At 72.7% G+C, this 23,893-nt stretch carries 23 protein-coding genes; 8 read left to right on the top strand and 15 right to left on the bottom strand.

What is annotated here, in order from left to right; genetic code table 11:
- Window positions 1–246: 246 nt before the first annotated feature.
- Window positions 247–1,449, top strand: a complete 1,203-nt coding sequence (locus tag EAO73_RS22595; protein ID WP_147973295.1) for an amino acid deaminase/aldolase — start codon at window positions 247–249, stop codon at window positions 1,447–1,449.
- On the opposite strand, the gene EAO73_RS22590 is transcribed toward EAO73_RS22595, so the two are convergent.
- Genes EAO73_RS22590 through EAO73_RS22575 form a run of 4 tightly spaced genes read right to left on the bottom strand, consistent with a single transcriptional unit; the run spans window position 1,446 to window position 5,996 of the window.
- Window positions 1,446–2,396: a DUF2510 domain-containing protein gene (locus tag EAO73_RS22590; protein ID WP_147973294.1), complete on the bottom strand. Its 951-nt coding sequence runs from the start codon at window positions 2,394–2,396 to the stop codon at window positions 1,446–1,448. The genes EAO73_RS22595 and EAO73_RS22590 overlap by 4 nt on opposite strands.
- Window positions 2,397–2,429: 33 nt before the next feature.
- Entirely contained in the window at window positions 2,430–3,218 is a 789-nt protein-coding gene (locus tag EAO73_RS22585; protein WP_147973293.1) for a 3-oxoacyl-ACP reductase, read from the bottom strand.
- Between the two features lie 6 nt (window positions 3,219–3,224).
- Complete coding sequence (locus EAO73_RS22580; RefSeq protein WP_147973292.1) at window positions 3,225–4,589, bottom strand: aldehyde dehydrogenase family protein; 1,365 nt, start codon at window positions 4,587–4,589, stop codon at window positions 3,225–3,227.
- Between the two features lie 39 nt (window positions 4,590–4,628).
- Entirely contained in the window at window positions 4,629–5,996 is a 1,368-nt protein-coding gene (locus tag EAO73_RS22575; protein ID WP_147973291.1) for a glutamine synthetase family protein, read from the bottom strand.
- Window positions 5,997–6,105: 109 nt separating this feature from the next.
- On the opposite strand from EAO73_RS22575, the gene EAO73_RS22570 reads away from it, so the two are divergent.
- The gene (locus tag EAO73_RS22570) at window positions 6,106–6,831 is read left to right on the top strand and encodes a gamma-glutamyl-gamma-aminobutyrate hydrolase family protein (RefSeq protein ID WP_147973290.1); all 726 of its coding nucleotides are present in this window, start codon (window positions 6,106–6,108) and stop codon (window positions 6,829–6,831) included.
- Here EAO73_RS22570 and EAO73_RS22565 read toward each other — a convergent pair.
- The 3 genes from EAO73_RS22565 to EAO73_RS22555 form a co-directional block, all read right to left on the bottom strand.
- Window positions 6,811–7,773 carry an aminoglycoside phosphotransferase family protein gene (locus EAO73_RS22565; RefSeq protein ID WP_147973289.1) on the bottom strand — a complete coding sequence of 321 codons (963 nt, stop codon included), beginning with the start codon at window positions 7,771–7,773 and terminating at the stop codon, window positions 6,811–6,813. The two genes, EAO73_RS22570 and EAO73_RS22565, sit on opposite strands and share 21 nt — an antisense overlap.
- Window positions 7,770–8,279 (bottom strand): GNAT family N-acetyltransferase, encoded by a 510-nt coding sequence (locus EAO73_RS22560; protein WP_147973288.1) that lies wholly within the window; start codon window positions 8,277–8,279, stop codon window positions 7,770–7,772. The genes EAO73_RS22565 and EAO73_RS22560 overlap by 4 nt, the downstream gene beginning before the upstream one ends.
- Before the next feature lie 97 nt (window positions 8,280–8,376).
- Window positions 8,377–9,312, bottom strand: a complete 936-nt coding sequence (locus EAO73_RS22555; RefSeq protein ID WP_147973287.1) for a LysR family transcriptional regulator — start codon at window positions 9,310–9,312, stop codon at window positions 8,377–8,379.
- 70 nt (window positions 9,313–9,382) lie between these two features.
- On the opposite strand from EAO73_RS22555, the gene EAO73_RS22550 reads away from it, so the two are divergent.
- Complete coding sequence (locus EAO73_RS22550) at window positions 9,383–10,531, top strand: TDT family transporter (protein ID WP_147973286.1); 1,149 nt, start codon at window positions 9,383–9,385, stop codon at window positions 10,529–10,531.
- Here EAO73_RS22550 and EAO73_RS22545 read toward each other — a convergent pair.
- The 4 genes from EAO73_RS22545 to EAO73_RS22530 all read right to left on the bottom strand — a co-directional run bounded on the left by EAO73_RS22545 (window position 10,470) and on the right by EAO73_RS22530 (window position 15,658).
- Window positions 10,470–11,177 (bottom strand): helical backbone metal receptor, encoded by a 708-nt coding sequence (locus tag EAO73_RS22545; RefSeq protein ID WP_147973285.1) that lies wholly within the window; start codon window positions 11,175–11,177, stop codon window positions 10,470–10,472. The two genes, EAO73_RS22550 and EAO73_RS22545, sit on opposite strands and share 62 nt — an antisense overlap.
- An 8-nt stretch (window positions 11,178–11,185) precedes the next feature.
- Complete coding sequence (locus EAO73_RS22540) at window positions 11,186–11,731, bottom strand: helix-turn-helix transcriptional regulator (RefSeq protein ID WP_147973284.1); 546 nt, start codon at window positions 11,729–11,731, stop codon at window positions 11,186–11,188.
- A 173-nt stretch (window positions 11,732–11,904) separates the two neighbouring features.
- The gene (locus EAO73_RS22535) at window positions 11,905–14,538 is read right to left on the bottom strand and encodes an ABC transporter permease/substrate binding protein (RefSeq protein WP_147973283.1); all 2,634 of its coding nucleotides are present in this window, start codon (window positions 14,536–14,538) and stop codon (window positions 11,905–11,907) included.
- Complete coding sequence (locus tag EAO73_RS22530) at window positions 14,531–15,658, bottom strand: quaternary amine ABC transporter ATP-binding protein (protein ID WP_191134167.1); 1,128 nt, start codon at window positions 15,656–15,658, stop codon at window positions 14,531–14,533. Before EAO73_RS22530 ends, EAO73_RS22535 begins: the two co-directional genes overlap by 8 nt.
- A gap of 260 nt (window positions 15,659–15,918) precedes the next feature.
- Here EAO73_RS22530 and EAO73_RS22525 point away from each other — a divergent pair, with 260 nt between their 5' ends.
- Both EAO73_RS22525 and EAO73_RS22520 read left to right on the top strand, forming a co-directional pair.
- Window positions 15,919–16,827 carry a 5'-3' exonuclease gene (locus tag EAO73_RS22525; protein ID WP_147973600.1) on the top strand — a complete coding sequence of 303 codons (909 nt, stop codon included), beginning with the start codon at window positions 15,919–15,921 and terminating at the stop codon, window positions 16,825–16,827.
- Between the two features lie 80 nt (window positions 16,828–16,907).
- Window positions 16,908–17,750 (top strand): siderophore-interacting protein, encoded by an 843-nt coding sequence (locus tag EAO73_RS22520; protein ID WP_147973282.1) that lies wholly within the window; start codon window positions 16,908–16,910, stop codon window positions 17,748–17,750.
- A gap of 94 nt (window positions 17,751–17,844) precedes the next feature.
- Here EAO73_RS22520 and EAO73_RS22515 read toward each other — a convergent pair whose 3' ends face one another.
- Window positions 17,845–18,561, bottom strand: a complete 717-nt coding sequence (locus EAO73_RS22515) for a MerR family transcriptional regulator (RefSeq protein ID WP_412074950.1) — start codon at window positions 18,559–18,561, stop codon at window positions 17,845–17,847.
- Between the two features lie 134 nt (window positions 18,562–18,695).
- Between EAO73_RS22515 and EAO73_RS22510 the strand changes: the two genes are divergently transcribed.
- Window positions 18,696–19,631 carry a hypothetical protein gene (locus EAO73_RS22510; protein WP_147973281.1) on the top strand — a complete coding sequence of 312 codons (936 nt, stop codon included), beginning with the start codon at window positions 18,696–18,698 and terminating at the stop codon, window positions 19,629–19,631.
- Between the two features lie 42 nt (window positions 19,632–19,673).
- Here the strand turns inward: EAO73_RS22510 and EAO73_RS22505 are convergent, their stop codons facing one another.
- The 3 genes from EAO73_RS22505 to EAO73_RS22495 form a co-directional block, all read right to left on the bottom strand.
- The gene (locus EAO73_RS22505) at window positions 19,674–20,453 is read right to left on the bottom strand and encodes an ABC transporter permease (protein ID WP_147973280.1); all 780 of its coding nucleotides are present in this window, start codon (window positions 20,451–20,453) and stop codon (window positions 19,674–19,676) included.
- Entirely contained in the window at window positions 20,450–21,460 is a 1,011-nt protein-coding gene (locus tag EAO73_RS22500) for an ABC transporter ATP-binding protein (RefSeq protein ID WP_147973279.1), read from the bottom strand. Before EAO73_RS22500 ends, EAO73_RS22505 begins: the two co-directional genes overlap by 4 nt.
- A 197-nt stretch (window positions 21,461–21,657) precedes the next feature.
- Window positions 21,658–22,317 carry a PadR family transcriptional regulator gene (locus tag EAO73_RS22495; protein WP_147973278.1) on the bottom strand — a complete coding sequence of 220 codons (660 nt, stop codon included), beginning with the start codon at window positions 22,315–22,317 and terminating at the stop codon, window positions 21,658–21,660.
- Between the two features lie 204 nt (window positions 22,318–22,521).
- Between EAO73_RS22495 and EAO73_RS22490 the strand changes: the two genes are divergently transcribed.
- Together EAO73_RS22490 and EAO73_RS22485 are read left to right on the top strand one after the other, a co-directional pair.
- A complete protein-coding gene (locus tag EAO73_RS22490) occupies window positions 22,522–23,106 on the top strand; it encodes a sigma-70 family RNA polymerase sigma factor (RefSeq protein ID WP_093709608.1) in 585 nt (194 codons plus the stop codon).
- Entirely contained in the window at window positions 23,103–23,864 is a 762-nt protein-coding gene (locus EAO73_RS22485; RefSeq protein WP_147973277.1) for an anti-sigma factor domain-containing protein, read from the top strand. The genes EAO73_RS22490 and EAO73_RS22485 overlap by 4 nt, the downstream gene beginning before the upstream one ends.
- The last annotated feature ends 29 nt before the right edge of the window (window positions 23,865–23,893 follow it).

Here is a 23,893-nt window from a genome sequence, read left to right as displayed (position 1 = left end):
GGGTCCGGTCAGTGGCACGGGCAGTCATGGCCGCAGCTTGCCAGACGGTTCTACCGCTGGGTAGGGGGACGATCCGTGCAGATCGGCCGGTGCGCGGACCGCCCGCACAGACAGGACCCCGCTCGCCGCGTGGGCGTCACTCTACGGGCTGCGGCGCTGCCGGTGGGAGCGGGCGGTCCGCGCACCGGCCGATCTGCACGGATCGTCCCCCTACCCAGCGGTAGAACCGTCTGGCAAGCTGCGGCCATGACTGCCCGTGCCACTGACCGGACCCGTTACGACCGGGCCACCGCCCATCTCGACGCTCCCGTAGCCGTCGTCGATCTGGAGGCGTTCGACGCCAACGCCGACGATCTCGTACGCCGGGCGGCGGGCAAGCCGGTCCGGGTGGCGAGCAAGTCGGTGCGCTGTCGGGCCCTGCTCGAACGGGTGCTGGCGCGGCCAGGGTTCGCCGGGATCATGTCGTTCACGCTCGCGGAGTCGCTGTGGCTGGCCCGCGCCGGCTTCGACGACGTCCTGCTGGCCTACCCCTCCGCCGACAGGCCGGCCTACGCGGAGCTGGCCGCCGACCCGAAGCTCGCCGCCGCCGTGACGGTGATGGTGGACGACCACGCCCAGCTGGACCTGATCGACGCGGCGCGGGCCGGCGGCACCCAGAAGATCCGGGTCTGTCTGGAACTGGACACCTCGCTGCGGATGCTCGGCGGCCGGGTCAGGATCGGGGCCCTGCGCTCGCCGCTGCGCTCCCCCGCCCAGCTGGCGGAACTGGCCAGGTCCGTCGTGCGGCGCCCCGGTTTCCGGCTGGTGGGGCTGATGGCGTACGAGGGGCACATCGCCGGCGTCGGCGACTCGGTCGCGGGGCGTCCGCTGCGCTCCCGGGCGATCCGCCTCATGCAGGCCACGGCCCGCAAGGAACTGGCGGCCCGGCGGGCCGAGGTGGTGCGGGCGGTCCGGGCCGTGGCACCGGACCTGGAGTTCGTGAACGGCGGGGGCACGGGCAGCGTGCAGCACACGGCGGCGGAGGACGCGGTGACGGAGATCGCCGCCGGTTCGGGGCTGTACGTGCCGCGCCTGTTCGACAACTACACCTCGTTCACCGCCCGCCCGGCCGCGCTGTTCGCGCAGCCCGTGGTGCGGCGGCCCGGCGTGGGCGTGGTGACGGTGCTCGGCGGCGGCTACCCGGCCTCGGGCGCGGCCGGGCCGGATCGGCTGCCGGTCCCGTATCTGCCGGAGGGGCTGCGCTACGACCCGCAGGAGGGACCCGGCGAGGTGCAGACCCCGCTGCTGGGCTCCCCGGCCGACGACCTGCTGATCGGTGACAAAGTGTGGTTCCGGCACGCGAAGGCCGGTGAGCTGTGCGAGCGGTTCGACACACTGCACCTGATCGAGGGCGACCGCGTGACGGCGGCCGTACCGACGTACCGGGGCGAGGGGCGTACGTTCCTCTAATCGGTCGTGTGCTCCACGGAGTTGCCCACGCCGCCGTCCGTCGCGTCGTCGCCGATCGGGCGGATGCCCTTGGTGAGGGTGTCCATGAGGGCGAGCGGCGGCCCGTCCGGGCCCGCGTCGAGCGCGCACCGCACGATGACGGGTGACTCGCTGCCGACGGGCGAGGGGAAGACGAGCGACTGGACGTAGCCGCCGGGGCCCTTGCCGGTGACGACCCGCCAACGCACCTGGTATCCGGAGCGCCCGGCCACGGTGACGGCTTCGGCGGAGATCTGACGGTGGGACAGGAGGCCGCCGTGGATGGGCCGGTCGATGACGTCCCGGTCGTACGCGAGGTTCGCCGCGTCGACGATGTCCTTCTTGGCGATCTCCTCCGGCGAGGTGAGATCGGTGCGGGTCGCGGTGCGTATGGTCACCGTCCCCCGGAAGCACATCGCGGAACTGGTACCGGGGCAGAAGTAGGCCTCGGAATCATCGGGGCGCATCATGAGGGCCTCCTCGATGGGATGGTCGACCTTCTCCCAGCCGTCGGGGATCGGCAGGGTGATGCCGTTGAGCTGGTCGACGAGCCGGGCGGGGCCCTTGTCGGCGGCCGAATCGCCCGGCGACAGGCTGGGCTGGTCGGAGGCCTTGCCGGTGGGGGTGTGCGAGGCGCTGGGGACGGGGGTGCCCGACCGGGCGGCCGTGGGCGGTGCGTCGTCGTCCCGGCCGGTGAGCAGCACCGCGCCCGTCACGGCCGCCGCGACCACCAGCGCGCCCGCCGCCACGATCGCGATGGTCCTGGCGCCGGTGCCGCCGCTCGCGCCGGGCCGCCGAGGGGGCACGGGCGGTTGGTCCGCGGAGGCCGCGGCGCGGGTGTGGGCGGTCCAGGCCGTGCCGTCCCACCATCGCTCGGTTCCGGGGACGGCCGTGTCCGGGTACCAGCCGGGTGGCGTGGGCATGCTCATGACCCCACTGTAGATCGCCGGACACGGAGCGTCTCAGAGTGGTGTCACATAGGCACCGGAGATGCCGCCGTCCACGAGGAAGTCCGTGGCGTTGACGAACGAGGAGTCGTCGCTCGCCAGGAAGGCGACGGCGGCGGCGATCTCGGTGGCTTCGGCGAACCGGCCGAGCGGGATGTGCACCAGCCTGCGGGCCGCCCGCTCCGGGTCCTTGGCGAACAGCTCCTGGAGCAGCGGGGTGTTGACCGGCCCCGGGCAGAGCGCGTTGACGCGGATCCCCTCGCGGGCGAACTGGACGCCCAGTTCGCGGGTCATCGCCAGCACCCCGCCCTTGGACGCGGTGTACGAGATCTGCGAGGTGGCCGCGCCCATCCGGGCCACGAAGGAGGCGGTGTTGATGATGGAGCCCCGGCCCTGGCGGCGCATGTAGGGCAGGGCCGCCTTGCAGCAGAGGTAGACGGAGGTGAGGTTGACGTCCTGGACGCGCTTCCATGCCTCCAGTTCCGTGGTGAGGATGGAGTCGTCCTCGGGCGGCGAGATGCCGGCGTTGTTGAACGCGATGTCGACCGAGCCGTAGGTGTCGTCGGCCGTCCGGAACAGCTCGGCGACCTGTCCGGGGTCGGTCACGTCGACACGTACGAAGGTGCCGCCGACCGCCTCGGCCGCCGCCTCGCCGGCCGTCGCGTCGATGTCGCCGCAGACGACGTGCGCCCCCTCGGAGGCGAGCCGGTGGGCGGTGGCCAGGCCGATGCCGCTGCCGGCGCCGGTGATGACGGCGGTGCGGCCGACGAGGCGGCGGCAGATGATCTCGGGGTCCGTGCTCATGGGAGTTCAGGCCTCCGTGCTCAGGAAGACGTTCTTGGTCTCGGTGAATGCGGTGAGGGCGTCGGGCCCCAGTTCGCGGCCGATGCCGGACTGCTTGAACCCGCCGAACGGCGTCCAGTAGCGGACCGCCGCGTGCGAGTTGACGGAGAGGTTGCCCGCCCGGACCGCCTGGGAGACGCGCAGCGCGCGCCCCACGTCCCGGGTCCAGAGCGAGCCGGCGAGCCCGTAGTCGGTGGCGTTGGCGAGGCGTACGGCGTCCGCCTCGTCCTCGAAGGGCAGCACGACGGCTACAGGCCCGAACACCTCCTCGGTGGCGACGGGCGCGTCCGCAGGGACGCCGGTGAGGACGGTCGGCGGGAACCAGAAGCCGGGCCCCTGCGGCGCGCTCCCCCGGATCGCCGCCGCGCCCTCGGGGACGTAACCGCGTACGCGTTCCAGCTGGGCACGGGAGATGAGCGGGCCCATCCGCGTCTTCTCGTCGAAGGGGTCGCCGACGGGGAACGCCTCGACGGCCGGGGCGAGGAGTTCCAGGAAGCGGTCGTACGCGGAGCGCTGGACGAGGATGCGGGTGCGGGCGCAGCAGTCCTGGCCGGCGTTGTCCAGGAAGGAGTCGGGTGCGGCGGCCGCGGCGGCCTCGATGTCGGCGTCGGCGAAGACGATGTTGGGACTCTTGCCGCCGAGTTCGAGCGTGACGCGCCCCAGGCGGTCGGCGCATTTGGCCATGATCCGCTTGCCGGTGCGGGTGGAGCCGGTGAAGACGATCTTGGCGACGTCCGGGTGTTCGACGAGGGCGTTGCCCGCCTCGTCGCCGGCGCCGGGCAGCACCTGGAAGAGGTGTTCGGGCAGGCCCGCCTCCAGAGCGATCCCGGCCAGCCGGAGCGCGGTCAGCGGAGTCGTCTCGGCGGGCTTGAGGATCACCGCGTTGCCGGCGGCGAGGGCGGGGGCGGTGCCCCAGGCGGCGATCGGCATCGGGAAGTTCCAGGGCGCGATGACGCCGACGACGCCCAGGGGTTCCAGGAGGGTGAGGTCGATGCCGCCGGGGACGGGGATCTGCCGGCCGCTGAGCCGTTCCACTCCCCCGGCCGCGAAGTCGAGCAGGTCGCGGACGTTGCCCGCCTCCCAACGGGCGTTGGTGAGGGTGTGGCCCGCCTCCCGGACCTCCAGCAGGGCCAGTTCCTCGGCGTGGGCGTCGACGGCGGCGGCGAACCGGCGCAGCAGCCGGGCCCGGTCGGCAGGAGCGAGCGCGGCCCAGGCGCGCTGGGCACCGCCGGCGCGGACGACGGCGGTGTGCACGCCGGCGGCCGGGGTGGCGGGGACGGTGGCGATGGTCTCCCCGGTCGCCGGGTTCAGGACGTGGTGCTCGTGGATCACATGGTCCTCACAGCGGTCGTGGGCTCGAAGGCGTCGTACTCACAGGCGTTCGAAGGAGCGGCGCAGTTCCCAGTCGGTCACGGCCGCGTCGAAGGCGTCCAGTTCGACGCGGGCCATGGTGCGGTAGTGCGCCACGACGTCCTCGCCGAAGGCCTCCCGGGCGATCTCGCTGTCCTCCCAGAGGGCTGCGGCCTCGCGCAGGGTGGCGGGGACCTGGTCGTAGGCGGCGGTGTAGGCGTTGCCCTCGCAGGGTTCGGGGAGTTCGAGCTTCTGCTCGATCCCGTACAGGCCTGCGGCGACGAGTCCGGCGACGGCCAGGTACGGGTTGACATCGCCGCCGGGGAGCCGGTTCTCGAAGCGCAGCGACGCGCCGTGGCCGACGACGCGCAGGGCACAGGTGCGGTTGTCGTGGCCCCAGGCGACGGCGGTCGGGGCGAAGGAGCCGGGGCGCAGCCGCTTGTAGGAGTTGATGTTCGGCGCGAAGAGGAGGGAAAGGTCGCGCAGGGCGGCGAGCTGTCCGGCCAGGAAGTGCCGCATCACCGGTGACATGGCCCCGTCCGCACCGGCCATGACGGAGCGTCCGGGTTCGGTGGTGGAGCGCAGCGAGAGGTGGATGTGGCAGGAGTTGCCCTCGCGTTCGTTGAACTTGGCCATGAAGGTGAGCGCCATGCCCTCCTGGGCGGCGATCTCCTTGGCTCCGGTCTTGTAGACGGCGTGCTGGTCGCAGGTGACCAGGGCCTCGTCGTAGCGGAACACGATCTCGTGCTGGCCGGGGTTGCACTCGCCCTTGGCCGACTCGACGGCGAGGCCCGCGCCGGCCATCTCGTTGCGGACGCGGCGCAGCAGGGGTTCGACGCGGCCGGTCCCGAGGACGGAGTAGTCGACGTTGTACTGGTTGACGGGGGTGAGGTCGCGGTAGCCGCGGTCCCACGCCTGTTCGTAGGTGTCCTTGAAGACGATGAACTCGAGTTCGGTGCCGACGTGGGCCGTGTAGCCGTGCCCGGCCAGGCGTTCGAGCTGGCGGCGCAGGATCTGCCGGGGCGCGGCGGTGACCGGCGAGCCGTCGGCCCAGGCGAGGTCGGCGAGGACCAGCGCGGTGCCCTCGTGCCACGGCACCCGGCGCAGAGTGCTGAGGTCGGGGCGCATGGCGAAGTCGCCGTAGCCGTTGTCCCAGGAGGACATGGCGTAGCCGTCGACGGTGTTCATGTCGGTGTCGACGGCGAGGAGGTAGGCGCAGCCCTCGGTGCCGTGGTCCACAACCTCGTCGAGGAAGAAGGGGGCGGCGAAGCGTTTGCCCTGGAGCCGTCCCTGCATGTCGGGGAAGGCCAGGACGACGGTGTCGATCTCGCCGCTGTGCACGAGGCGGCGCAGGTCCGAGAGAGCGAGCGGGGCGGTGCGGTCGGACACGGACGGGTCCTCTCCTCGCGGGCCGGGCGGGCGATCCAATCTATGGGCAGGGCGGGTGTTGTGGGTACGGTGCCGGGGTGTTCCGCGCGCCGTACGAGGGAGGGCATCGGTGAATCGTCCGCTGGTCGGGATCAGCACCTACCTGGAGGCCTCGGCCCGCTGGGGCGTATGGAACCTGCCGGCCGCGCTGCTGCCCGCGGGGTACGCCCGGGTGGTGCGCGAGTCCGGGGGCCTGGCCGTGCTGCTGCCGCCGGACGCGCCGGACGCCGCGGCGGAGGTGGTGGCCCGGCTGGACGCGGTGGTGGTGGCGGGCGGGCCCGATGTGGAGCCCGCGCGGTACGGGGCGGGGCGCGATCCGCGGACCGGGCCGCCGGCGCCGGAGCGTGACGCCTGGGAGGCGGCGCTGATCGGTGCGGCGCTGGAGTCGGGGACGCCGTTGCTCGGGATCTGCCGCGGGATGCAGCTGCTGAACGTGGCGTTCGGCGGCACCCTGACCCAGCATCTGGACGGGCACGGCGGCCCCGGCGGGGCGACGGGCGTGTTCGGTTCGCATCCGGTGACGCCGGTGCCGGGCACCCGGTACGCGTCGCTGGTGCCGGAGGCGTGCGAGGTCCCCACGTACCACCATCAGGCCGTGGGCCGGATCGGCACGGGCCTGGTGGCGTCGGCGCACGCGGCGGACGGCACGGTGGAGGCGGTCGAACTGCCCGGCGCCCCCTGGGTGCTGGGGGTGCAGTGGCATCCGGAGGCGGGCGACGACCTCCGGGTGGTGCGGGGCCTGGTGGAGGCCGTCGCACCGTCGCGGGAGACGTCGCTAGCCGAGCCGGCGGCGTAGCCAGTCCAGGGCCGCGGCGCCCTGGGCCGCCTGGAAGGCACGGAGCGTCGGCAGGCCGGGCGGGCCGGGGCGCAGCGAGTGCTCCGCGAAGTACCCGGCGACGGCGGCGAGTACGGCGGTGACGGCGGCGGGGTCGGCGTCCCGGCCGAGCGGGTGGGCGGTGAACAGGGCCTCCGGGTCCGGGCCGCCCTCTCCGGAGGCGTAGCCCTGCGCCGCCACGCACGGGAGCATCACCAGGAGGTCGAACCAGGGCGCGGCGCGCACCGCGTGCGGCCAGTCGACGAAGAAGGTCCGGTCCCCGGTGAGCAGGATGTTGTCGGCGCGCAGGTCGCCGTGGGCGAGAGTGTCGCCGATCGCGGCCTCGTCCCAGCCGGCCTCCAGTTCCGCGAGGGCGGCGAGGCGTCCGGCCGCCCAGGGGTGGAGGCGGGCGTCGCCGCCCGCCGCGTGCAGGGTGCGCCAGCCGTCGAACAGCGAGGACTTGCCCCGGACTGCCGTGGGGACGTCGGCCGGGGCGGGAGTGAGGACGCGGGCGAGGTCACCGACCGCGTCCAGGACACGGTCCAGCTCGGCCCGGTCCCACGGCACCCGGGGCTGGCGGCCGTCGATGTCCTCCAGGACGAGGGCGACGCGGGTGCCGTCGTCGTACGAGCCGAGCAGCCGGGGCACGGGGGCGTCCCCGGGGAGCGACGCCGTGACGCGGGCCTCGGCCCGGTGCATGTCCGGGGTGTCCGGGTTCACCTCGGCGCTCACGGCCTTGACGAAGGCCCGGCCGCCGTTCGCGAGCCGGACCCGGGCGGCCACTCCGGGCGAGAAGCCGCCGTTCTGGGTGCGGGCCTCGACGACCGGTGCGCCGAGGATGTCCTCGACGGCTTCGCGTACGGGGGCGGGCAGATCGGTCCAGTGGTGGCGGACACCCTGCGCGGGCGGTGCGCCGACGGTCATCGGGCCGTCCCTTCCGAGGCGACCGGTGCGTGGTCGGCGTTCCAGGTCAGGGGGGTCGGCCCGCTGGGGTCGTCGTAGCCCAGGGAGCGGTAGAGGGCCTCGGCCTCCGGGGTGGTGGTCAGATTGATGCGGGAGCAGCCGGCCTCGACGAGGTGGTTGTGGACGGCCTCGAAGGTCAGGCGGGCATAGCCGTGGCGCCGGTGGGCGGGGTCCGTGGCGACCGAGGCGATGTGCCCGATGTACGGGGTGCGGCCGGGCCTCGGCAGCAACGGCATGTACTGGCCCACCGTGCTGGACAGCAGCCGGTCCCCGGCGTCGACCACATAGGCGACGAAACACGGGTCGGTGCTCAGCCGCTCGCGGAACGCCGCTTCGCACTCCGGCGTCCAGTCCGCCTCCGGAACGATACCGAGGGAGGCGAGCATGAACAGGCGCAGCCGGGTGAGTTCGGCGGCGTCGTCCGCGCCGGCCCGTCGCAGGTGCGGCGAGGTGCTCGTGGGGCTCACGAAGGGGTCCTTTCGCTGAGGTGCCGTGCCTCTGCAAGGGTGCCGCCCCGCGGTCCGCGCGTCGCCTCCTTTTCCCCTCGGGCGGCGTGAGGCGGCGTCAGGCGGAGGGCCGCGTCCCCGTCCTCGTCAGCGTGAGCAGGTCGCGGGCCGGGCCCGTGGGGCGGTGGCCCGAGGGCCAGACCGCGCGCAGTTGGCGGCGCAGACGGGCCCCGGCGATGGGGACCTTGACCAGGCGCCGGGCGGACAGCTCCTCGCCGAGCGCGAGTTCGCTCAGGACGCAGGGGCCCGCGCCGCTCTCCGCCGCGCCCTTGAGCGCGGTGGTCGAGGAAAGTTCCAGGAGCGGCGGGGCGAGCGGGCCGTGCACGGCGAGGGCGGCGTCCAGGACCTGGCGGGTGCCGGAGCCGTGTTCGCGGAGGATCAGCGGGGTCGCGGCCAGTTCGCCCGGGGTCAGCGGGGTGCGGCKGCGGGCCCAGGGGTGGGAGGGGGCGACCACGACGACGAGGCGGTCATGGGCGATGACGGTGCCGTCGAGCCCGGCCGGGACGGACAGGCCCTCCACGAAGCCGAGGTCCGCGTCGCCGGTCAGCAGCCGTTCGGCGACGGCCGCGGAGTTCCCGGCGAGCAGCGAGACGGCGGTGCCGGGCCGTTCGGCGCGCAGGGCGATGAGCCAGCCGGGGAGGAGGTATTCGGCGATGGTCATGGAGGCGGCGACCCGCAGCCGGGAGTCGCGGCGGTCGCGCAGGGCGTGGGCGCCCGCGTCGAACGCCTCGGCGGCCTCCACGACCCGGCGTGCCCAGTCGGTGACAAGGGCGCCCGGCTCGGTGAGGCGGGAGCCCCGGGGCGAGCGGTCCAGGAGGGTGAGCCCGAGCTGCCGTTCCATCGAGCGGATGCGGCTGCTGGCGGCGGGCTGGGTGATGCCGAGGTCCCGGGCGGCGCGGCCGAGGCTGCCGTGCCGGGCGACGGCGAGCAGCAGCTCCAGCGCGCCGAGGTCGGGCACCCGGTGGGACAGGGGGGCGGACGGTTCGCTGGACATAAGTCCACCTTATGACCTCATAGGGCAGCGCTCCCTGGTGGGACCCGGACCGGGCCGAAAGAATCATGGCATGGCCACCTATCTGCGGACCCGCCCTCCCTCCCCGTATCCCGGCACCGTCCGGCGGCCCGCGCTGCGGCACTTCGGTCCCAACTGGTACGCCACCGTCATGGGCACCGCGATCGTCGCGAGCGCCGGTGCCGCGCTGCCCGTGCACGTCCCCGGGCTGCGGGGGGCCTGCGCGGCGGTGTGGGTGGTCTCGGCGCTGCTGCTGGCCGTCGTGCTGACCGCACGCGCCGGGCACTGGGCGGCCCACCCCGACCAGGCCCGCGCCCATCTCGCGGACCCCGCCGTCGCGCCGTTCTACGGCTGCCTGTCGATGGCGCTGCTGGCCGTCGGGGGCTCCGGCATGGTCGTGGGCAAGGACGTCGTCGGGCACCCGGCGGCGCTCGCGCTGGACGTGGTCCTGTACACGGCGGGCACGGTGGCCGGGCTGGTCGCGGCCGTGGCGGTGCCGTATCTGATGATCGTCCGCCACCGGCCGGAGCCCGGCACCGCGTCCCCGGTGTGGCTGCTGCCGGTGGTGGCGCCGATGGTCTCGGCCGCGCTCGGCCCGCTGCTGGTGCCGGAGCTGCCGGCTGGCCAGGGGCGGGAGGCGCTGCTGCTGGGCTGCTACGCGATGTTCGGGCTGAGCCTGCTGGCGACGCTGGTGATGCTTCCGCTGGTCTTCGGCCGGCTGGTGCACCGGGGCCCGCTGCCGCTCGCCCTGACGCCGACGCTGTTCCTGGTGCTCGGCCCGCTCGGGCAGTCGACGACCGCGGTGAACGCGCTGGCCGATGTGGCGCCCGGTGCGGTCGGGGGTGCGTACGCCTCGGCACTGAGGGCCTTCGCGGTGCTGTACGGGGTGCCGGTGATGGGGTTCGCCCTGCTGTGGCTGGCGCTGGCCGTGGCCCTCGTGGTGCGGGCGGTGCGGGGCGGGATGACGTTCTCGATGACGTGGTGGGGCTTCACGTTCCCCGTCGGCACCTGTGTGACGGGCGCGGCGGGCCTGGCGCGGCACACCGGCCTGACCGCCTTCACCTGGCTGGCCGTCGCGCTGTACGTGTGCCTCGTCGCCGCCTGGGCGATGGCCGGTGCCCGAACCGTGCGCGGGCTGCTCAGCGGAGTGCTGCTCGCAGCGCCTCGGGGGCCCGTACCAGCGACGGCCCGTACCAGGTGAGGTACCGCCCGTCGACAAGGGCGGCGGGCAGGCCGGGGAAGGCCTCCGGTCCGTCGTCCCGGGTGAAGCGGTAGGGCTCGTCGGGCAGCACCACCAGCTCGGCGCCGGCCGCGTTCAGCTCGTCGAGCGGGATACGCGGATAGCGCTCGGCGTGGTCCGCGTACACGTTCGCAACGCCCAGCCGGGCCAGCAGGTCACCGGCGAAGGTGTCGCGGCCCAGCACCATCCACGGCCTGCGCCAGACCGGGACGACCGCGCGGCGCGGCGGGCCGGGCGGCGGGAGGGACGCCCAGGCCGCCTCGGCCTCGTCCAGCCAGCGCGGCCGGGGCAGGCCGCAGGCGCCGGTCAGCAGGCGGTCCAGTTCGCCGAAGGCGTCGTCGAGGGTGCGGACGGTGGTGACGAGGACGTGCGCGCCGGCCTCCCGCAGGGCGGCGAGGTCCGGGGCCCGGTTCTCCTCCTCGTTGGCCACCACCAGGTCCGGGCGCAGGTCCAGGACCGCGCGGACGTCGGGGTTCTTGGTGCCGCCGATGCGGGCGGCGCCGAGACCGGCCGGGTGGGTGCACCAGTCGGTGACGCCGACGAGCAGGCCGGGGGCGGTCCCGGCGACGGCCTCGGTGAGCGAGGGCACCAGGGAGACGACGCGCACGGCGGTCCTCAGCGCCGGGGGTCGGACGTGGCGTCGATGTGCTCGGCCACCGCGACGCACAGCAGCCGGGTGCCGGGCAGGGTGGCCCGCCAGCGGTGGCGCACCCCGCCGGACAGGAAGAGGGTGTCGCCCTGGACGAGCCGGTAGGCCTGGCCCTCGGCCTCCACCTCGGCGGCGCCCTCCGCGACGTACAGGAGCTCGTCGTTGCGGTGCTGGAACTCGCGCCCGAGGTCGAGTTCCCCGGTGAACTCCAGGGCACTGAGCTGGTGGCGTCCGCGCACCACCCGGTGCACTCCGTCCTCCTGCGCGCCGCGCACGACGTCGACCGCGCGTGCGGAGTCGGCCGCGGCGCGCAGCCGGGCGGTGGTGGTCTCCAGCGCTTCGGCGACCCGGTCGAGGGACCGGGCGCTGGGTCTGGCGCGTTCGTTCTCGATCTGGCTGAGGAACGGCACGGAAAGACCGCTGCGCGAGGCGACCGCGGCCAGGGTGAGTCCCAGGGACCTGCGCTGTCGGCGGACCGCGGCGCCCACCCGAAGTGTTTCCTTCTCGTCCATGTCCGGCTCCCTCCCGAGTCGCCATACTTCCGGTTGTGGGCGTCCCGTGCACACCGTTACGCCAGGACGGCCCGGAAAGTGACCGCCCCGGAACGCCGGAAGGGGTGGGTCACGCCGTCGGCGTGACCCACCCCTTCACGGGCTGCGGCCCTGGTGGGGGCCGGTGGCGGCTCCTACTGGGGAGCCATCTTGTCCGCGATGCCCGGGTTCTTGTCCATCCAGGCCTTCACGGCTTCCTCTTCGTGTCCTGTACCGAGCTTCTGGATCTGGTTCTCCAGACCGGCGAGCTGCTTCTCGCTCAGCTTGAAGTTCTTGAACCACTTCGTCAGCTGCGGGTAGTTCTCCGGGAACTCCTTGGAGGCGATGGTGTGCAGCCGGTCGCCCTCGCCGAAGGCCTTCTTCGGGTCCTGGAGCTTGGTCATCCCGTACTCGCTGTACGCCCAGTGCGGGGTCCACAGCAGGACGGCGATGGGCTCCTTCTTGGCGTACGCGCGCTTCAGCTCGGCGAGCATGCCGGGCGTCGAGGAGTCGACGACCTTGTACTCGTCGTCCAGACCGTAGGCCGGCAGCACGTTCTTCTTGAGGTTCTCCATCGTGGCGGTGCCGGGCTCGATGCCGACGATCCGGCCCTTGAACTTCGCGCTCTTGCCCTTGAGGTCGGCCAGGGACTTCACGTCCTTGACGTAGTCGGGCACCGCGACCTCGATCGAGGTCGGGCCGTACCAGGAGCCGATGTCCGTCAGCTTGGAGCCGTACTTCGACCAGTAGTTCTTCTGGGTGAACGGGAGCCAGCCGTCGAACTGCACGTCGATCTGGCCGCGCGACATCGCGGTGTACATCGGACCGACCTCGAACTGCTTGAGGTTGATCTTGTAGCCGCGCTCCTCCAGGACGGCCTTCCACAGGTACGTGGCGGCGATGTCCTCCTCCCAGGGGAACCACGCCATCTCGACCGCGCGGTCGCGCTCGTCCTTGCCGTTCGCGCCCTTGGCGGGGGCGGACTTCTTGACGGGCGTCCACTTGTCGGCGACGTCCGGGGTCGCCTTCAGCCAGGTGCGGACGGCCTCCTGCTCCTTGCCGGAGCCGCTCTTCTGGATCTGGGCCTCAAGGCTGGTGAGCTGGTCCTCGCTCATCTTGAAGTCCTTGAGCCACTTGGCGACCTCGGGGTTGTCCCCGCTGAAGCCCTTGCGGGTCAGCGTGTGGATGCCGTCGCCCTTGCCCCAGAGGTTCTTGGGGTCCTTGAGCTTGGTCAGCTCGAACTGGTTGTACGCCCAGTGCGGCGACCACAGCGGGACGACGATCGGTTCCTTCTTGGCGTACGCCCGCTTCAGCTCGGCCAGCATGGACGGCGTGGAGCCGTCGACGACCTTGTACTCCTTGTCCAGGCCGTAGCCGGGAAGGATCTTGTCCTTGAGCAGGCCCATCTCACCGGCGCTGGGCTCGATGCCGACGACCCGGCCCTTGAACTGCGAGGCCTTGCCCTTGAGGTCGGCCAGGGACTTCACGTCCTTGACGTAGCTGGGAACGGCCAGCTCCAGCGAGGTGGGGCCGTACCAGGAGCCCATGTCCTCCAGGCGGTCCTTGTACTTCTTCCAGTACGAGGCGTGGGTGACCGGCAGCCAGGAGTCGGTCTCGAAGTCGATCTGGCCGCTCGCCATACCGGTGTACAGCGCACCTGCCTCGTACTGCTTGACGTCGACCTCGAAGCCGCGCTGCTCCAGCAGCTCCTTCCACAGGAAGGTGGAGGCGATGCCCTCGTCCCACGGGATGTAGCCCATGCTGATCTTCTTGCCGGCGCCGATGTTCGCCGGGTCCGACGCGGCCGTGGACTCGTCGTCCGAGGAGCCGAAGATCCCCATGCCGCCGGCGACGAGCGCCAGGGCGACGACGCCCGCGACGGCGACGACGGGCTGCGGGCGGTGGTGCCAGATCTTCAGGCCGCCGGCCATCGACTGCGCCTTGGCGAGCGCGCGGCGGGCGAGCGGGGAGACCTCGCGGCCCAGGGCGCTGGTCATCCGGTCCAGGTACATGGCCAGGATGACGATGGAGACACCGGCCTCGAAGCCGAGGCCGACGTCGACGTTGCCGATGGCGCGGTAGACGGAGCCGCCGAGGCCGCCGCCGCCGACCATGCCGGCGATGACCACCATCGACAGGCCCAGCATGATGACCTGGTTGATGCCCGCCATGATCGTCGGCAGCGCCAGCGGCAGCTGGACCCGCAGCAGGGTGTTGCGGGAGGTGGTGCCGAAGGCCTCGGCCGCCTCGACGAGCTCGCCGTCGACCTGGCGGATGCCGAGTTCGGTCATCCGGACGCCCGGGGGCAGCGCGAAGATGATGGTGGCGATGATGCCGGGCACGACGCCGACGCCGAAGAAGATCACGCCGGGGATCAGGTAGACCATGGCGGGCATGGTCTGCATGAAGTCCAGGACCGGCCGGATCACCGCGCTCACCGTCTTGGAGCGGGAGGCCCAGATGCCGAGCGGCACGGCCAGCACCAGCGTCACGATCGTCGCGACGAGCACCAGGGTGAGCGTGTCCATCGCCTCGTCCCACAACTCGACCGAGTCGATGAGGGCGAAGCCGACGAACGCGAGGATTCCGGCGAGCAGGCCGCGCAGCCACCAGGCGATGACGGCGACGATGCCCGCGAAGAGCAGGGGCGCCGGAGCGGACAGGACGGTGGCGATGCCGTCGAACATGCCGCTCACGACGGAGCTGATGAAGTCGAAGAGCCAGGCGAGGTGGGTCTGGAGCCAGTCGACCGCGGAGTCGACCCAGTCGCCGAGATGAAGCCTAAACACCGGCCACCTTCTTCAGGGAGGTCGCAGCGGCGTCCTGGGGAGCCGCAGCAGGCGTCATCGGCTCGCCGAGCACGGCGAGCAGCCGCTCCCGGGGCACGACGCCGAGGAGCTTGCCCTTGTCGTCGGTCACGGCGACCGCGACCCGGCTCTGCGAGCAGGGCGTGAACAGCTCGATGATCGGCGTGGACTCGGTGACGGTGGCCGGGGTGGCCGCCAGCACGTCCTCGGCGCTCCGGATCTCCGTGCCCTTGTCGCAGAGCGTGCCCATGACGGTGTCCGTGTCGGCCATGACCGCGCCGGCGGTCAGCACCCGGGTGCGGTCCACATCCTGGGTGAAGGAGGCGACGTAGTCGTTGGCCGGGGTGACGAGTATGTCCTCGGCGGAGCCGAGCTGGACTATCTCGCCGTCGCGCATCACGGCGATGCGGTCGCCGAGGCGCATGGCCTCGTTGAGGTCGTGGGTGATGAAGACGATGGTCTTCTTCAGCCGCTTCTGCAGCTCCAGGAGCTGGTCCTGCATGTCGCGGCGGATCAGCGGGTCGAGCGCGCTGAAGGACTCGTCCATCAGGAGCAGGTCGGCGTCCGTGGCGAGCGCGCGGGCGAGGCCCACGCGCTGCTGCATGCCGCCGGACAGCTCGTCGGGCCAGGACTTCTCCCAGCCGGCCAGGCCGGTCAGCTCCAGGGCCTCGGTGGCGCGGCGGTTGCGCTCGGCGCGCGGGACGCCCTGCACCTCCAGGCCGTACGCGGCGTTCTCCAGGACGCTCCGGTGGGGGAAGAGCGCGAAGTGCTGGAACACCATGCTGATCTTGGTGGAGCGGACGTGGCGCAGCTCGGCGGGGCTCAGGGCGGTCAGGTCCTGGCCGTCGAAGAGCACCTGGCCGGAGGTGGGCTCCAGCAGGCCGTTGAGCATCCGCAGCAGGGTGGACTTGCCCGAGCCGGACAGACCCATCACGACGAAGATCTGGCCCGGTTCGACGGTGAACGACGCGTCGATCACCGCTGCGGTCGTTCCGTCGGCGCGCAGCGCGTCGCGGTCCGTGCCGCTCTTCAGCTTCTGCACGGCTTGATCGGGTCGTCTGCCGAACACCTTGTACAAGTGCTCGGCTTGCAGCCTGGACACATACACCTCACGCGTTGAACCGAAAACGGTCTGCCACCCCCGCCGGCAGACCGTGGAGCGGCACGGATTCCGTCCGCATGGCACGTGCACTGGTTGAAAACGCGACGTGGTCCGCTCCGATGCCGCGCCTGCCCCCGCTTACTCGGAGCAAACACAAGAGTGACCTGGATCACATGAGGAGGGACGGTTTTCCGGGAACCGCGTCCCCGGCGGCCGCTGTCGGTGCCGTGCGGCATCATCGGCGTGTGACGCGACGCCTGATGCTCCTCGACACCGCCTCCCTCTACTTCCGCGCCTACTTCGGCGTGCCCGATTCGGTGCGCGCGCCGGACGGGACCCCCGTCAACGCCGTCCGCGGGCTGCTGGACTTCATCGGCCGCCTCGTGCACGACCACCGGCCGGACGACCTCGTCGCCTGCTGGGACGCGGACTGGCGGCCGCAGTGGCGGGTCGACCTCATCCCCACGTACAAGGCGCACCGCGTGGCGGTCGAGACCGGGGCGGGCGTGCCCGACGAGGAGGAGACGCCGGACACGCTGGCCCCGCAGGTCCCGGTCATCGCCCAGGTGCTGGACGCGCTCGGCATCGCCCGGGTCGGCGCCGAGGGGTACGAGGCGGACGACGTGATCGGCACGCTGACCGGGCGGGCGGCCGGGCCGGTCGACATCGTCACCGGCGACCGGGACCTCTACCAGCTGGTGGACGACGCCCGCGGGGTGCGGGTGCTCTACCCGCTGAAGGGGGTCGGCACCCTCCAGATGACCGACGAGGCGTGGCTGCGCGAGAAGTACGGAGTCGACGGCCCCGGGTACGTGGATCTGGCGCTGCTGCGCGGTGACCCGAGCGACGGGCTGCCCGGCGTGCCCGGCATCGGCGAGAAGACGGCGGCGAAGCTGCTGGACGCGTTCGGCGATCTGGCCGGGATCATGGCCGCGGTGGACGATCCGGCGGCGAAGCTGACGCCCTCGCAGCGCAGGCGGCTCGACGAGGCCCGCGCCTATGTGGCCGTCGCGCCGAAGGTGGTGCGGGTCGCCGGTGACGTACCGCTGCCGGAGTTCGACCCGGCGCTGCCCGCCGGGCCGCGCGACCCGGCCGCTCTCGACGCGCTCGTGACCCGGTGGGGGCTGGGCGGAGCGGTGGGACGGCTGCTCGACGTCCTGCACCCATGAGGTGTTAGGTTAGGTGACCCTAAGACGATGTCGGCTTCGGCCGGCGGTCCCCAGATTTCCGGCAGCAGGGAGCAGACCTCGTGGCAGAACGACCGGAGCGGCGGGCACCGAAGGCTCAGGGTGCGCAGGTCCTGCGCACCGAGCAGATCACCCCGCACATGATCCGGGTGGTGCTCGGCGGTGACGGTCTCGCCGATTTCGCGCTCGCGGGCTACACCGATCACTACGTCAAGCTGTGCTTCGCACCCGAGGGCGCGGACTACGCCCACCCCTTCGACATGGCCCGCATCCGCGAGGAGTACCCGCGCGAACTGTGGCCCACCACCCGTACGTACACGGTGCGTTCCTGGGACGCCGCCGCGCGCGAGCTGGCCGTCGACTTCGTGGTGCACGGCGACGAGGGCCTGGCCGGGCCCTGGGCGGCGCGCGCGAAGGCCGGTGACCAGGTGACGTTCATGGGCCCCGGCGGCGGCTACGCCCCCGACGCCTCGGCGGACTGGCACCTGCTGGCGGGCGACGAGAGCGCGCTGCCGGCCGTGGCCGCCGCGCTGGAGCAGATGCCGGCGGGTGCGGTGGTGCGCGCGTTCGTCGAGGTGGAGGACGCGGCGGAGGAGCAGAAGATCGCCACGCCGGACGGCGTCGAGGTCACCTGGCTGCACCGGGCGGGCCGCCCGGTCGGCGAGGCGCTGACCGAGGCCGTGAAGCGCCTGGAGTTCCCGGCCGGCGCCGTCCAGGCGTTCGTCCACGGCGAGGCGGGCTTCGTGAAGGAGATCCGCCGGCACCTGCGCCTGGAGCGCGAGATCCCGGTCTCCCAGCTGTCGATCTCGGGCTACTGGCGGCTCGGCCACGACGACGAGTCCTGGCGCTCCGTCAAGCGCCAGTGGAACGAGCAGGTGGAGCGCGAGCAGGAGAGCGCCGCGTAGGGCCTGTCCGGCGGATCTTCGCGGGCCCCAGGCCCTCGGTACGCCCGGTTTCCGTGCCCCGGTCCCCCGGACCGGGGCACAGCCGTGCCGGGGCTCAGGCCCCGGCGCCCTCCGCCTCTCCCCCGGCCGTCCCCGGTGACGGGTCCCCGCCCGGCAGCCGGTCCTCGTACGCGCGCGTCGAGGCCTCCGTATGGGCGAGCCGCCGCAGCGCGCCGAACATCGCCTCGCCGAGGACGGTGCCGACGACCACGCTCTCCACCATGTCCTCCCGGGCCACCCTGCGGCTGACGTAGTCGAGGTCGATGAGCGCGACCTGTTCGGCCACGGCCGCGTAGTCGTCGAGCAGATCGACGAAGGCGCCGTGCCCGGCCCTGCGCAGCGCGACCAGCACCCCGGCCAGGGCCTCCCCGCCGGGGCTCGCCGGACCGGCGCGCCAGCCCATGCGCTTCAGCAGGTCCGCAACCTCCTCGCGGGCCGCGCCCAGTTCGGGCCCGGACTCGTCGCCGGACGACGGGCTGAGCCGCTTCGCGGCCACCCCCAGGACCTCGTGGACCGGCTGGGCCGGGTCCTCCATGACCCGCAGCACGTCGCCGATGGCCGCCAACGGCAGCCCGCCGACGTCGAGCAGGGCGCGGATCAGCCGCAGCCTCCGCTCGTGCCCGTCGTCGTAACTCGCCTGGTTGGGACTCGTCAGCCGGCCGGCGGGCAGCAGCCCCTCCCGTACGTAGAACTTGATCGTGGGTACCGGCACTCCGGACCTGCGGCTCAACTCGCCTATGCGCACCGCGCGTTCGCTCCCTCTGCTTGCCAACTCGACATCCATCATAGATAGTCCGTCTATGGATAGCGGAGAGCATCACTATCCATAATCCGATCGAGTCCTAGGGGGACCTCATGTCTCAATGGCGTACCTGGCACCGTCCGTTAGTCCTCTTCGCCGCGGCCATGGCCGTGATGACCGTCGTCTCCGGGGTGGGTCTGCTCGCCGACGACCGGGTCCTGGCGGGCGCGGCGATCTGGGCCAAGCCCTTCAAGTTCGCGGTGTCCTTCGTCGTGTACGCGCTCTCGCTCGCCTGGATGCTGACGCTGGTCACCCGGGGCCGGCGCACCGGCTGGTGGGCCGGGACCGTCGTCACCCTCGCGAGCCTGGGCGAGATGGTGATCATCACCGGGCAGGTGATCCGGGGGAAGCGGAGCCACTTCAACGTCGCCACACCGTTCGACGCCATGCTGTTCCAGGTCATGGCGGTCACCGTCGTCGTCCTGTGGGCGGGCACGCTGGTCATCGCCGTCCTGCTGCTGCGCGCCAGGATCGCCGACCGCGCCTCGGCCCTGGCCATCCGCGCGGGCGTCCTGCTGGCCCTCGCCGGGGCGGGCCTCGGCTTCCTGATGACCCAGCCGACCCCGGAGCAGCGGGCGGCAAACCGGCGGGGCACGGCCGATGTGATCGGCGCGCATGCGGTCGGCGTGCCGGACGGGGGCCCTTCGATGCCGCTCACCGGCTGGTCGACGACCGGGGGCGACCTGCGCATCCCGCACTTCGTGGGCATGCACGCGCTCCAGATCCTGCCGCTGTTCCTGCTCGCCCTCGTGGCGCTGGCGCCGCGCGTGCCCCGGCTGCGGGACGCGCGGGTACGGCTGCGCCTGGTGCGGGTCGCCTCCGGTGCGTACGCGGGGCTCGTCGCGCTCGTGCTGTGGCAGGCGCTGCGCGGTCAGCCGCTGGTCCACCCGGACGGCGCGACCCTCGCCGCCGCCGCGCTCGTCGTGGCGGCCACCGCCGCGGGTGCGTACGCGGCGCTGCGCCCGGCCCGGACGTCCGGGCCCCGGCCCGGGGGCGGACTCCCGGACCGGGTGGCCGAAGCGGTGCCGTCGGGCCGGTGAACCGGCCGTCCGCCGGGCGGACCTCCGGTACCGGCCGCCCCGTCAGACCGATCTCTGGTACGAGCGGAACGTGCGGGTCGACAGGGCGACCGCCGCCGACGCGAGCAGCAGCAGTCCGCCGCACCGGATGAGGACCAGCTGCCAGTCCGGGTCCGTGCCGAGCGCCGAACGGCCCGCGACCATGGCCCAGTCGACCGGGTTGAACGCGGCGATGTCCCGCATCCAGCCGGGCATCTGACTCGGGGCCATGAAGGACGTGGACAGGAAGGTCAGCGGCATCAGCAGAAAGGTGTTGATCCCGATGATCGACTCGCGTTCCCGCACCATCATGCCCACGGCGTTGGAGAGCGCCCCGAAGACCGTGCCGAGCAGCACCGAGGCGACGAGCAGGACCAGCAGTCCGGTCGCGCCGCCCGGGTAGCCCGCGCCGGCCGCCCACCCGAGCAGCAGGATGACCACGGACTGGACGGTGGTGGCGATGCCGTTCTGCACGACGTTGGCGTTCATCAGGGCGTTGCGGCTGACGGGTGTCGTGAGGAAGCGGTTGAGGGTGCCGCGCTCGATCTCCTCCAGGGTGCCCATGCCGGCCCACATGCTCGATCCGAGCGCGCTCATCACGACGATGCCGGGGACGAGGTAGTCCAGGTAGGAGGTGGTGCCGAAGCCGCCGAGCTCGACGACCTTCCGGAACAGGTTGCCGAACAGGAAGAGCCAGATCACCGGCTGGATCAGCGAGATGGCGAGGAAGACGGGCTGGCGGGCGATGGACATCAGCTGCCGCTGGGTCATGTACCAGGTGTGGGCCAGTGCCTGAGTGCTCATCGGGATCCTCCCGCGAGAGCCGGTTCGGGGGAGCTCGCCGGTTCCCCGGCCTCGGCGTCCTGGAAGCGGCGGCCCGCGTAGCGCAGATACACGTCGTCGAGCGAGGGGCGGGCGACGGTCGCCGCGGCGACGGCGGCCCCGGCCCGCTCCAGCGCGGCCAGCAGTACGGGGACGGCGGCGGCGCCGTCCTCGGCCCGGACGCTGACACGGCGCCCTTCGGCCACCGCCTCGTGCACCCCGGGCAGCCCGGCGAGCGCGGTGACGGCCTCCGGTCCGGCGTCGGCGCGCAGCTCCACATGGACGGCGTCGCCGCGCAGTTCGCCCTTGAGCTCGTCGGGGGTGCCCTCGACGACGATCCGGCCGCGGTCGACGATCGCGATGCGCTCGGCGAGCCGGTCCGCCTCCTCCAGGTAGTGCGTGGTGAGCACGATGGTCAGACCCTCGTCGCCGGCCAGCCGGGAGATCTCTTCCCACATCGCCGTACGGGACTCCGGGTCCAGGCCCGTCGTCGGCTCGTCCAGGAACAGCACCTCGGGGCGGTGCATCAGACCGAGGGCCACGTCCAGTCGGCGCAGCATGCCCCCGGAGTACCCCTTGACCAGGCGCTTCCCCGCGTCCGCGAGGGAGAAGCGGGTCAGCAGTTCATCGGCGCGGCGCTGCACGGCGGCGCCCCGCATCCCGTACAGCCGGCCCTGCAGGAGCAGGTTCTCGCGGCCGGTGGCGACCGGGTCGGCGCCGGACTTCTGGGCGACCACGCCGATCGCGCGGCGCACCCGGTCCGGGCGGGCCAGGACGTCGTGCCCGGCGACGGACGCGGTCCCGGAGTCGGGCCGGGCGAGGGTGGTGAGGATCTTGACGGTGGTGGACTTCCCGGCGCCGTTGGGCCCGAGGAGGCCGAGGACGGTGCCGGCGGTGACGGTGAGGTCCATGCCGCGCAGCGCGGTGACCCCTCCCGGATAGGTCTTGACGAGGTGTCGCGCCTCGACTGCGGGCGCACGGGTGCTCATGACGGAGCTCTCCTGGTCGGCCGGGCGTCCGGGGCGGGCCCCGGACGCCGTCGGGCCGGGCCGGTCCGCGTGAGGAGTGCCGGGCTATCCTGGGTGTGCCGCACCTCGATGGCCCGGTCCGCCTCCACGGCCGTCCGGCTTGGGGTTCGGGACCCCGGTGGCGGCTGCTGCAACAGCCCTGCCGGGGTCCGCTTCTTCTACTCCCGCCCGGGGTCCCGGGCGGCTTCCTGGGCGTCGAGGTCCTGCCAGTCCTGCGGGACCTCGCCGGTCTCGTGGAACGACTTCCACTCGTCGATGCCGCTGATGGTGGCCTCGCCGATCTCCTTGCGGAACTTCTGGATCCACTCCAGCTGGGCCTCCAGCATGTGGAGCTGGTACTCGCTCTCCACCACGAAGACCCGGGGCAGCGAGTCCCCGAGCTGGGCGAGCACTCCGCGCAACGCCGCCGCCTGCACGGTCTGCGCCTGCTCGCGGTCGCCGAGGAGTTCGTTCACCTCGTCCGGCGGCAGTACGGGGAGCAGCGCCAGGGCGGTCTCGAAGACGGGGTACTCGTCGGCCGGCACCGCGATCAGGTCGGACAGCCAGTGCAGCATCTCGGCACGCCCGGCCCCGGTGATGCCGTACAGCGTGCGCTCCGGGCGGTTGCCCTGCCGCTGTATGCCCGCCACCTCGACGTACCCGTGCTTCTCCAGGTTCTGGACCACGGTGTAGAGCGAGCCGAAGTTGATCTTCACGCTGTGCTGCTTGCCGCGTCTGCGGAGGGTCTGGGCGATCTCGTACGGATGCATGGACCGCTCGGCGAGCAGCACCATCACCGTGAGTGCCAGCGGATTGCTGAGCTTGCGCCGCTTGGCCATCGCCGCCACCCCCAGGACCTCGTTGCCGAATACTCGTAGCCGAACATAGCTCGATTTCCGAAAGACCGTCAACCACGATGTATCGCGAGTGGGTTCGCCGTCCGGGCGGGAAGTCGTGGAAGGATCTCCGCCTTCCGGCCAATCCGCACCGGCGACGGCTCCGAATCACTCCCGGAGAACGTCGACCACCGAAGGGACCCCCGCGTGAAAGAAGCCGTGTACATCAGCGGAACGGCCTCGGCGGGGCCCGATCTCCAGGAGCTGATGGGAAGGGTCGCCCGGGGCGACCAGGACGCCTTCGCACAGGTCTACGACGCGGTGAGCGGGCCGGTGCTCGGGCTCGTACGCGGAGTGCTGCGCGATCCCGCCCAGTCGGAGGAGGTCGCCCAGGAGGTCCTGGTGGAGGTGTGGCGCACCGCGTCCCGCTTCCAGGCGGCCCGGGGCAGTGCCATGAACTGGGTGCTGACCCTGGCCCACCGCCGCGCCGTCGACCGGGTCCGCTCCGCGCAGGCTTCGGCCGCCCGCGAGCACAAGGCCGCCCTGCTCGACCGCACGCCCGCCTTCGACGAGGTCACCGAGCAAGTCGAGACCCGGCTGGAACGTGAGCAGGTGCGCCGCTGCATGCGGACCCTCTCCGAACTCCAGCGCGAGTCCGTCACGCTGGCGTACTACCGGGGGCTGACCTATCGCGAGGTGGCCGAACTGCTCGCGGTGCCGCTCGGCACGATCAAGACTCGACTGCGCGACGGGCTGATCCGGATGCGCGACTGCCTGGGGGTGAGCTCATGACCGACGCCGGACTGCACACACTGACTGGCGCCTACGCCCTGCACGCGCTGCCGGACACGGAGCGCCGCGACTTCGAACGGCACCTCGGCGACTGCGAGGCCTGCTCGGTCGAGGTGCGCGAGTTCTCCGAGACCGCGACCCGGCTCGGCCTCGCCGCCGCCGCACCGGCCCCCCGGGAGCTGCGGGAGCGGGTGCTGCGGGAGATCACGGCCGTACGCCAGGAACCGCCCGCCGTCTCCCGCCGCGAGCGCTCGCCGGACCGGCGTTCCGGGGCCGCCCGGTGGTCGCGGTTCGCGCTCGCCGCGTGCCTGGCCGCGGCCGTGGGCTTCGGCGGGATCGCGGTGTGGCAGCACCAGGAGGCGCGGGACGCCCAGCAGCGGGCGGACGCCACCCGGCGCCAGGCCGAGCAGGTGGCCCGGGTGCTGGCCGCCCCCGACGCCAAGACCTCGTCCGGCACGCTGGAGGACGGGGCGCAGGGGACGGTGGTGGTCTCCCGGAGCGAGGACCGGGCGGTGTTCCTGGCCTCCGGGCTGGCCGGCGCACCCAGCGGCAAGGTCTACCAGCTGTGGTTCGACGACGGCGGCACGATGCGCTCGGCGGGCCTGATGCGCGCGTCGGGCCCTTCCTCGACCACGTACACGACCCTCCTGGACGGGCCGGTGGACGGGGCGACGGGCATGGGCATCACGGTCGAACCCGCGGGCGGCTCGGCGCGGCCGACCTCCGATCCGCTGGCGCTGATGAAGCTGCCGGCGTGAGGCGTGTGCCCGGGAGTGGTCCCCCGGGC

Origin of the sequence: Streptomyces sp. col6 (assembly GCF_008042035.1) — a bacterium.
Classification (GTDB): domain Bacteria; phylum Actinomycetota; class Actinomycetes; order Streptomycetales; family Streptomycetaceae; genus Streptomyces.
This window is presented reverse-complemented; position numbering and strand designations above follow the sequence as displayed.

Bases quoted from the DNA above. Each gene is read 5' to 3' on its own strand.
- EAO73_RS22595 (WP_147973295.1), top strand. From the start codon at position 247: ATGACTGCCCGTGCCACTGACCGGACCCGTTACGACCGGGCCACCGCC.
- EAO73_RS22590 (WP_147973294.1), bottom strand. From the start codon at position 2,396: ATGAGCATGCCCACGCCACCCGGCTGGTACCCGGACACGGCCGTCCCC.
- EAO73_RS22585 (WP_147973293.1), bottom strand. From the start codon at position 3,218: ATGAGCACGGACCCCGAGATCATCTGCCGCCGCCTCGTCGGCCGCACC.
- EAO73_RS22565 (WP_147973289.1), bottom strand. From the start codon at position 7,773: ATGACCGTCGGCGCACCGCCCGCGCAGGGTGTCCGCCACCACTGGACC.
- EAO73_RS22550 (WP_147973286.1), top strand. From the start codon at position 9,383: ATGGCCACCTATCTGCGGACCCGCCCTCCCTCCCCGTATCCCGGCACC.
- EAO73_RS22540 (WP_147973284.1), bottom strand. From the start codon at position 11,731: ATGGACGAGAAGGAAACACTTCGGGTGGGCGCCGCGGTCCGCCGACAG.
- EAO73_RS22525 (WP_147973600.1), top strand. From the start codon at position 15,919: ATGCTCCTCGACACCGCCTCCCTCTACTTCCGCGCCTACTTCGGCGTG.
- EAO73_RS22510 (WP_147973281.1), top strand. From the start codon at position 18,696: ATGGCCGTGATGACCGTCGTCTCCGGGGTGGGTCTGCTCGCCGACGAC.
- EAO73_RS22505 (WP_147973280.1), bottom strand. From the start codon at position 20,453: ATGAGCACTCAGGCACTGGCCCACACCTGGTACATGACCCAGCGGCAG.
- EAO73_RS22500 (WP_147973279.1), bottom strand. From the start codon at position 21,460: ATGAGCACCCGTGCGCCCGCAGTCGAGGCGCGACACCTCGTCAAGACC.
- EAO73_RS22495 (WP_147973278.1), bottom strand. From the start codon at position 22,317: ATGGCCAAGCGGCGCAAGCTCAGCAATCCGCTGGCACTCACGGTGATG.
- EAO73_RS22485 (WP_147973277.1), top strand. From the start codon at position 23,103: ATGACCGACGCCGGACTGCACACACTGACTGGCGCCTACGCCCTGCAC.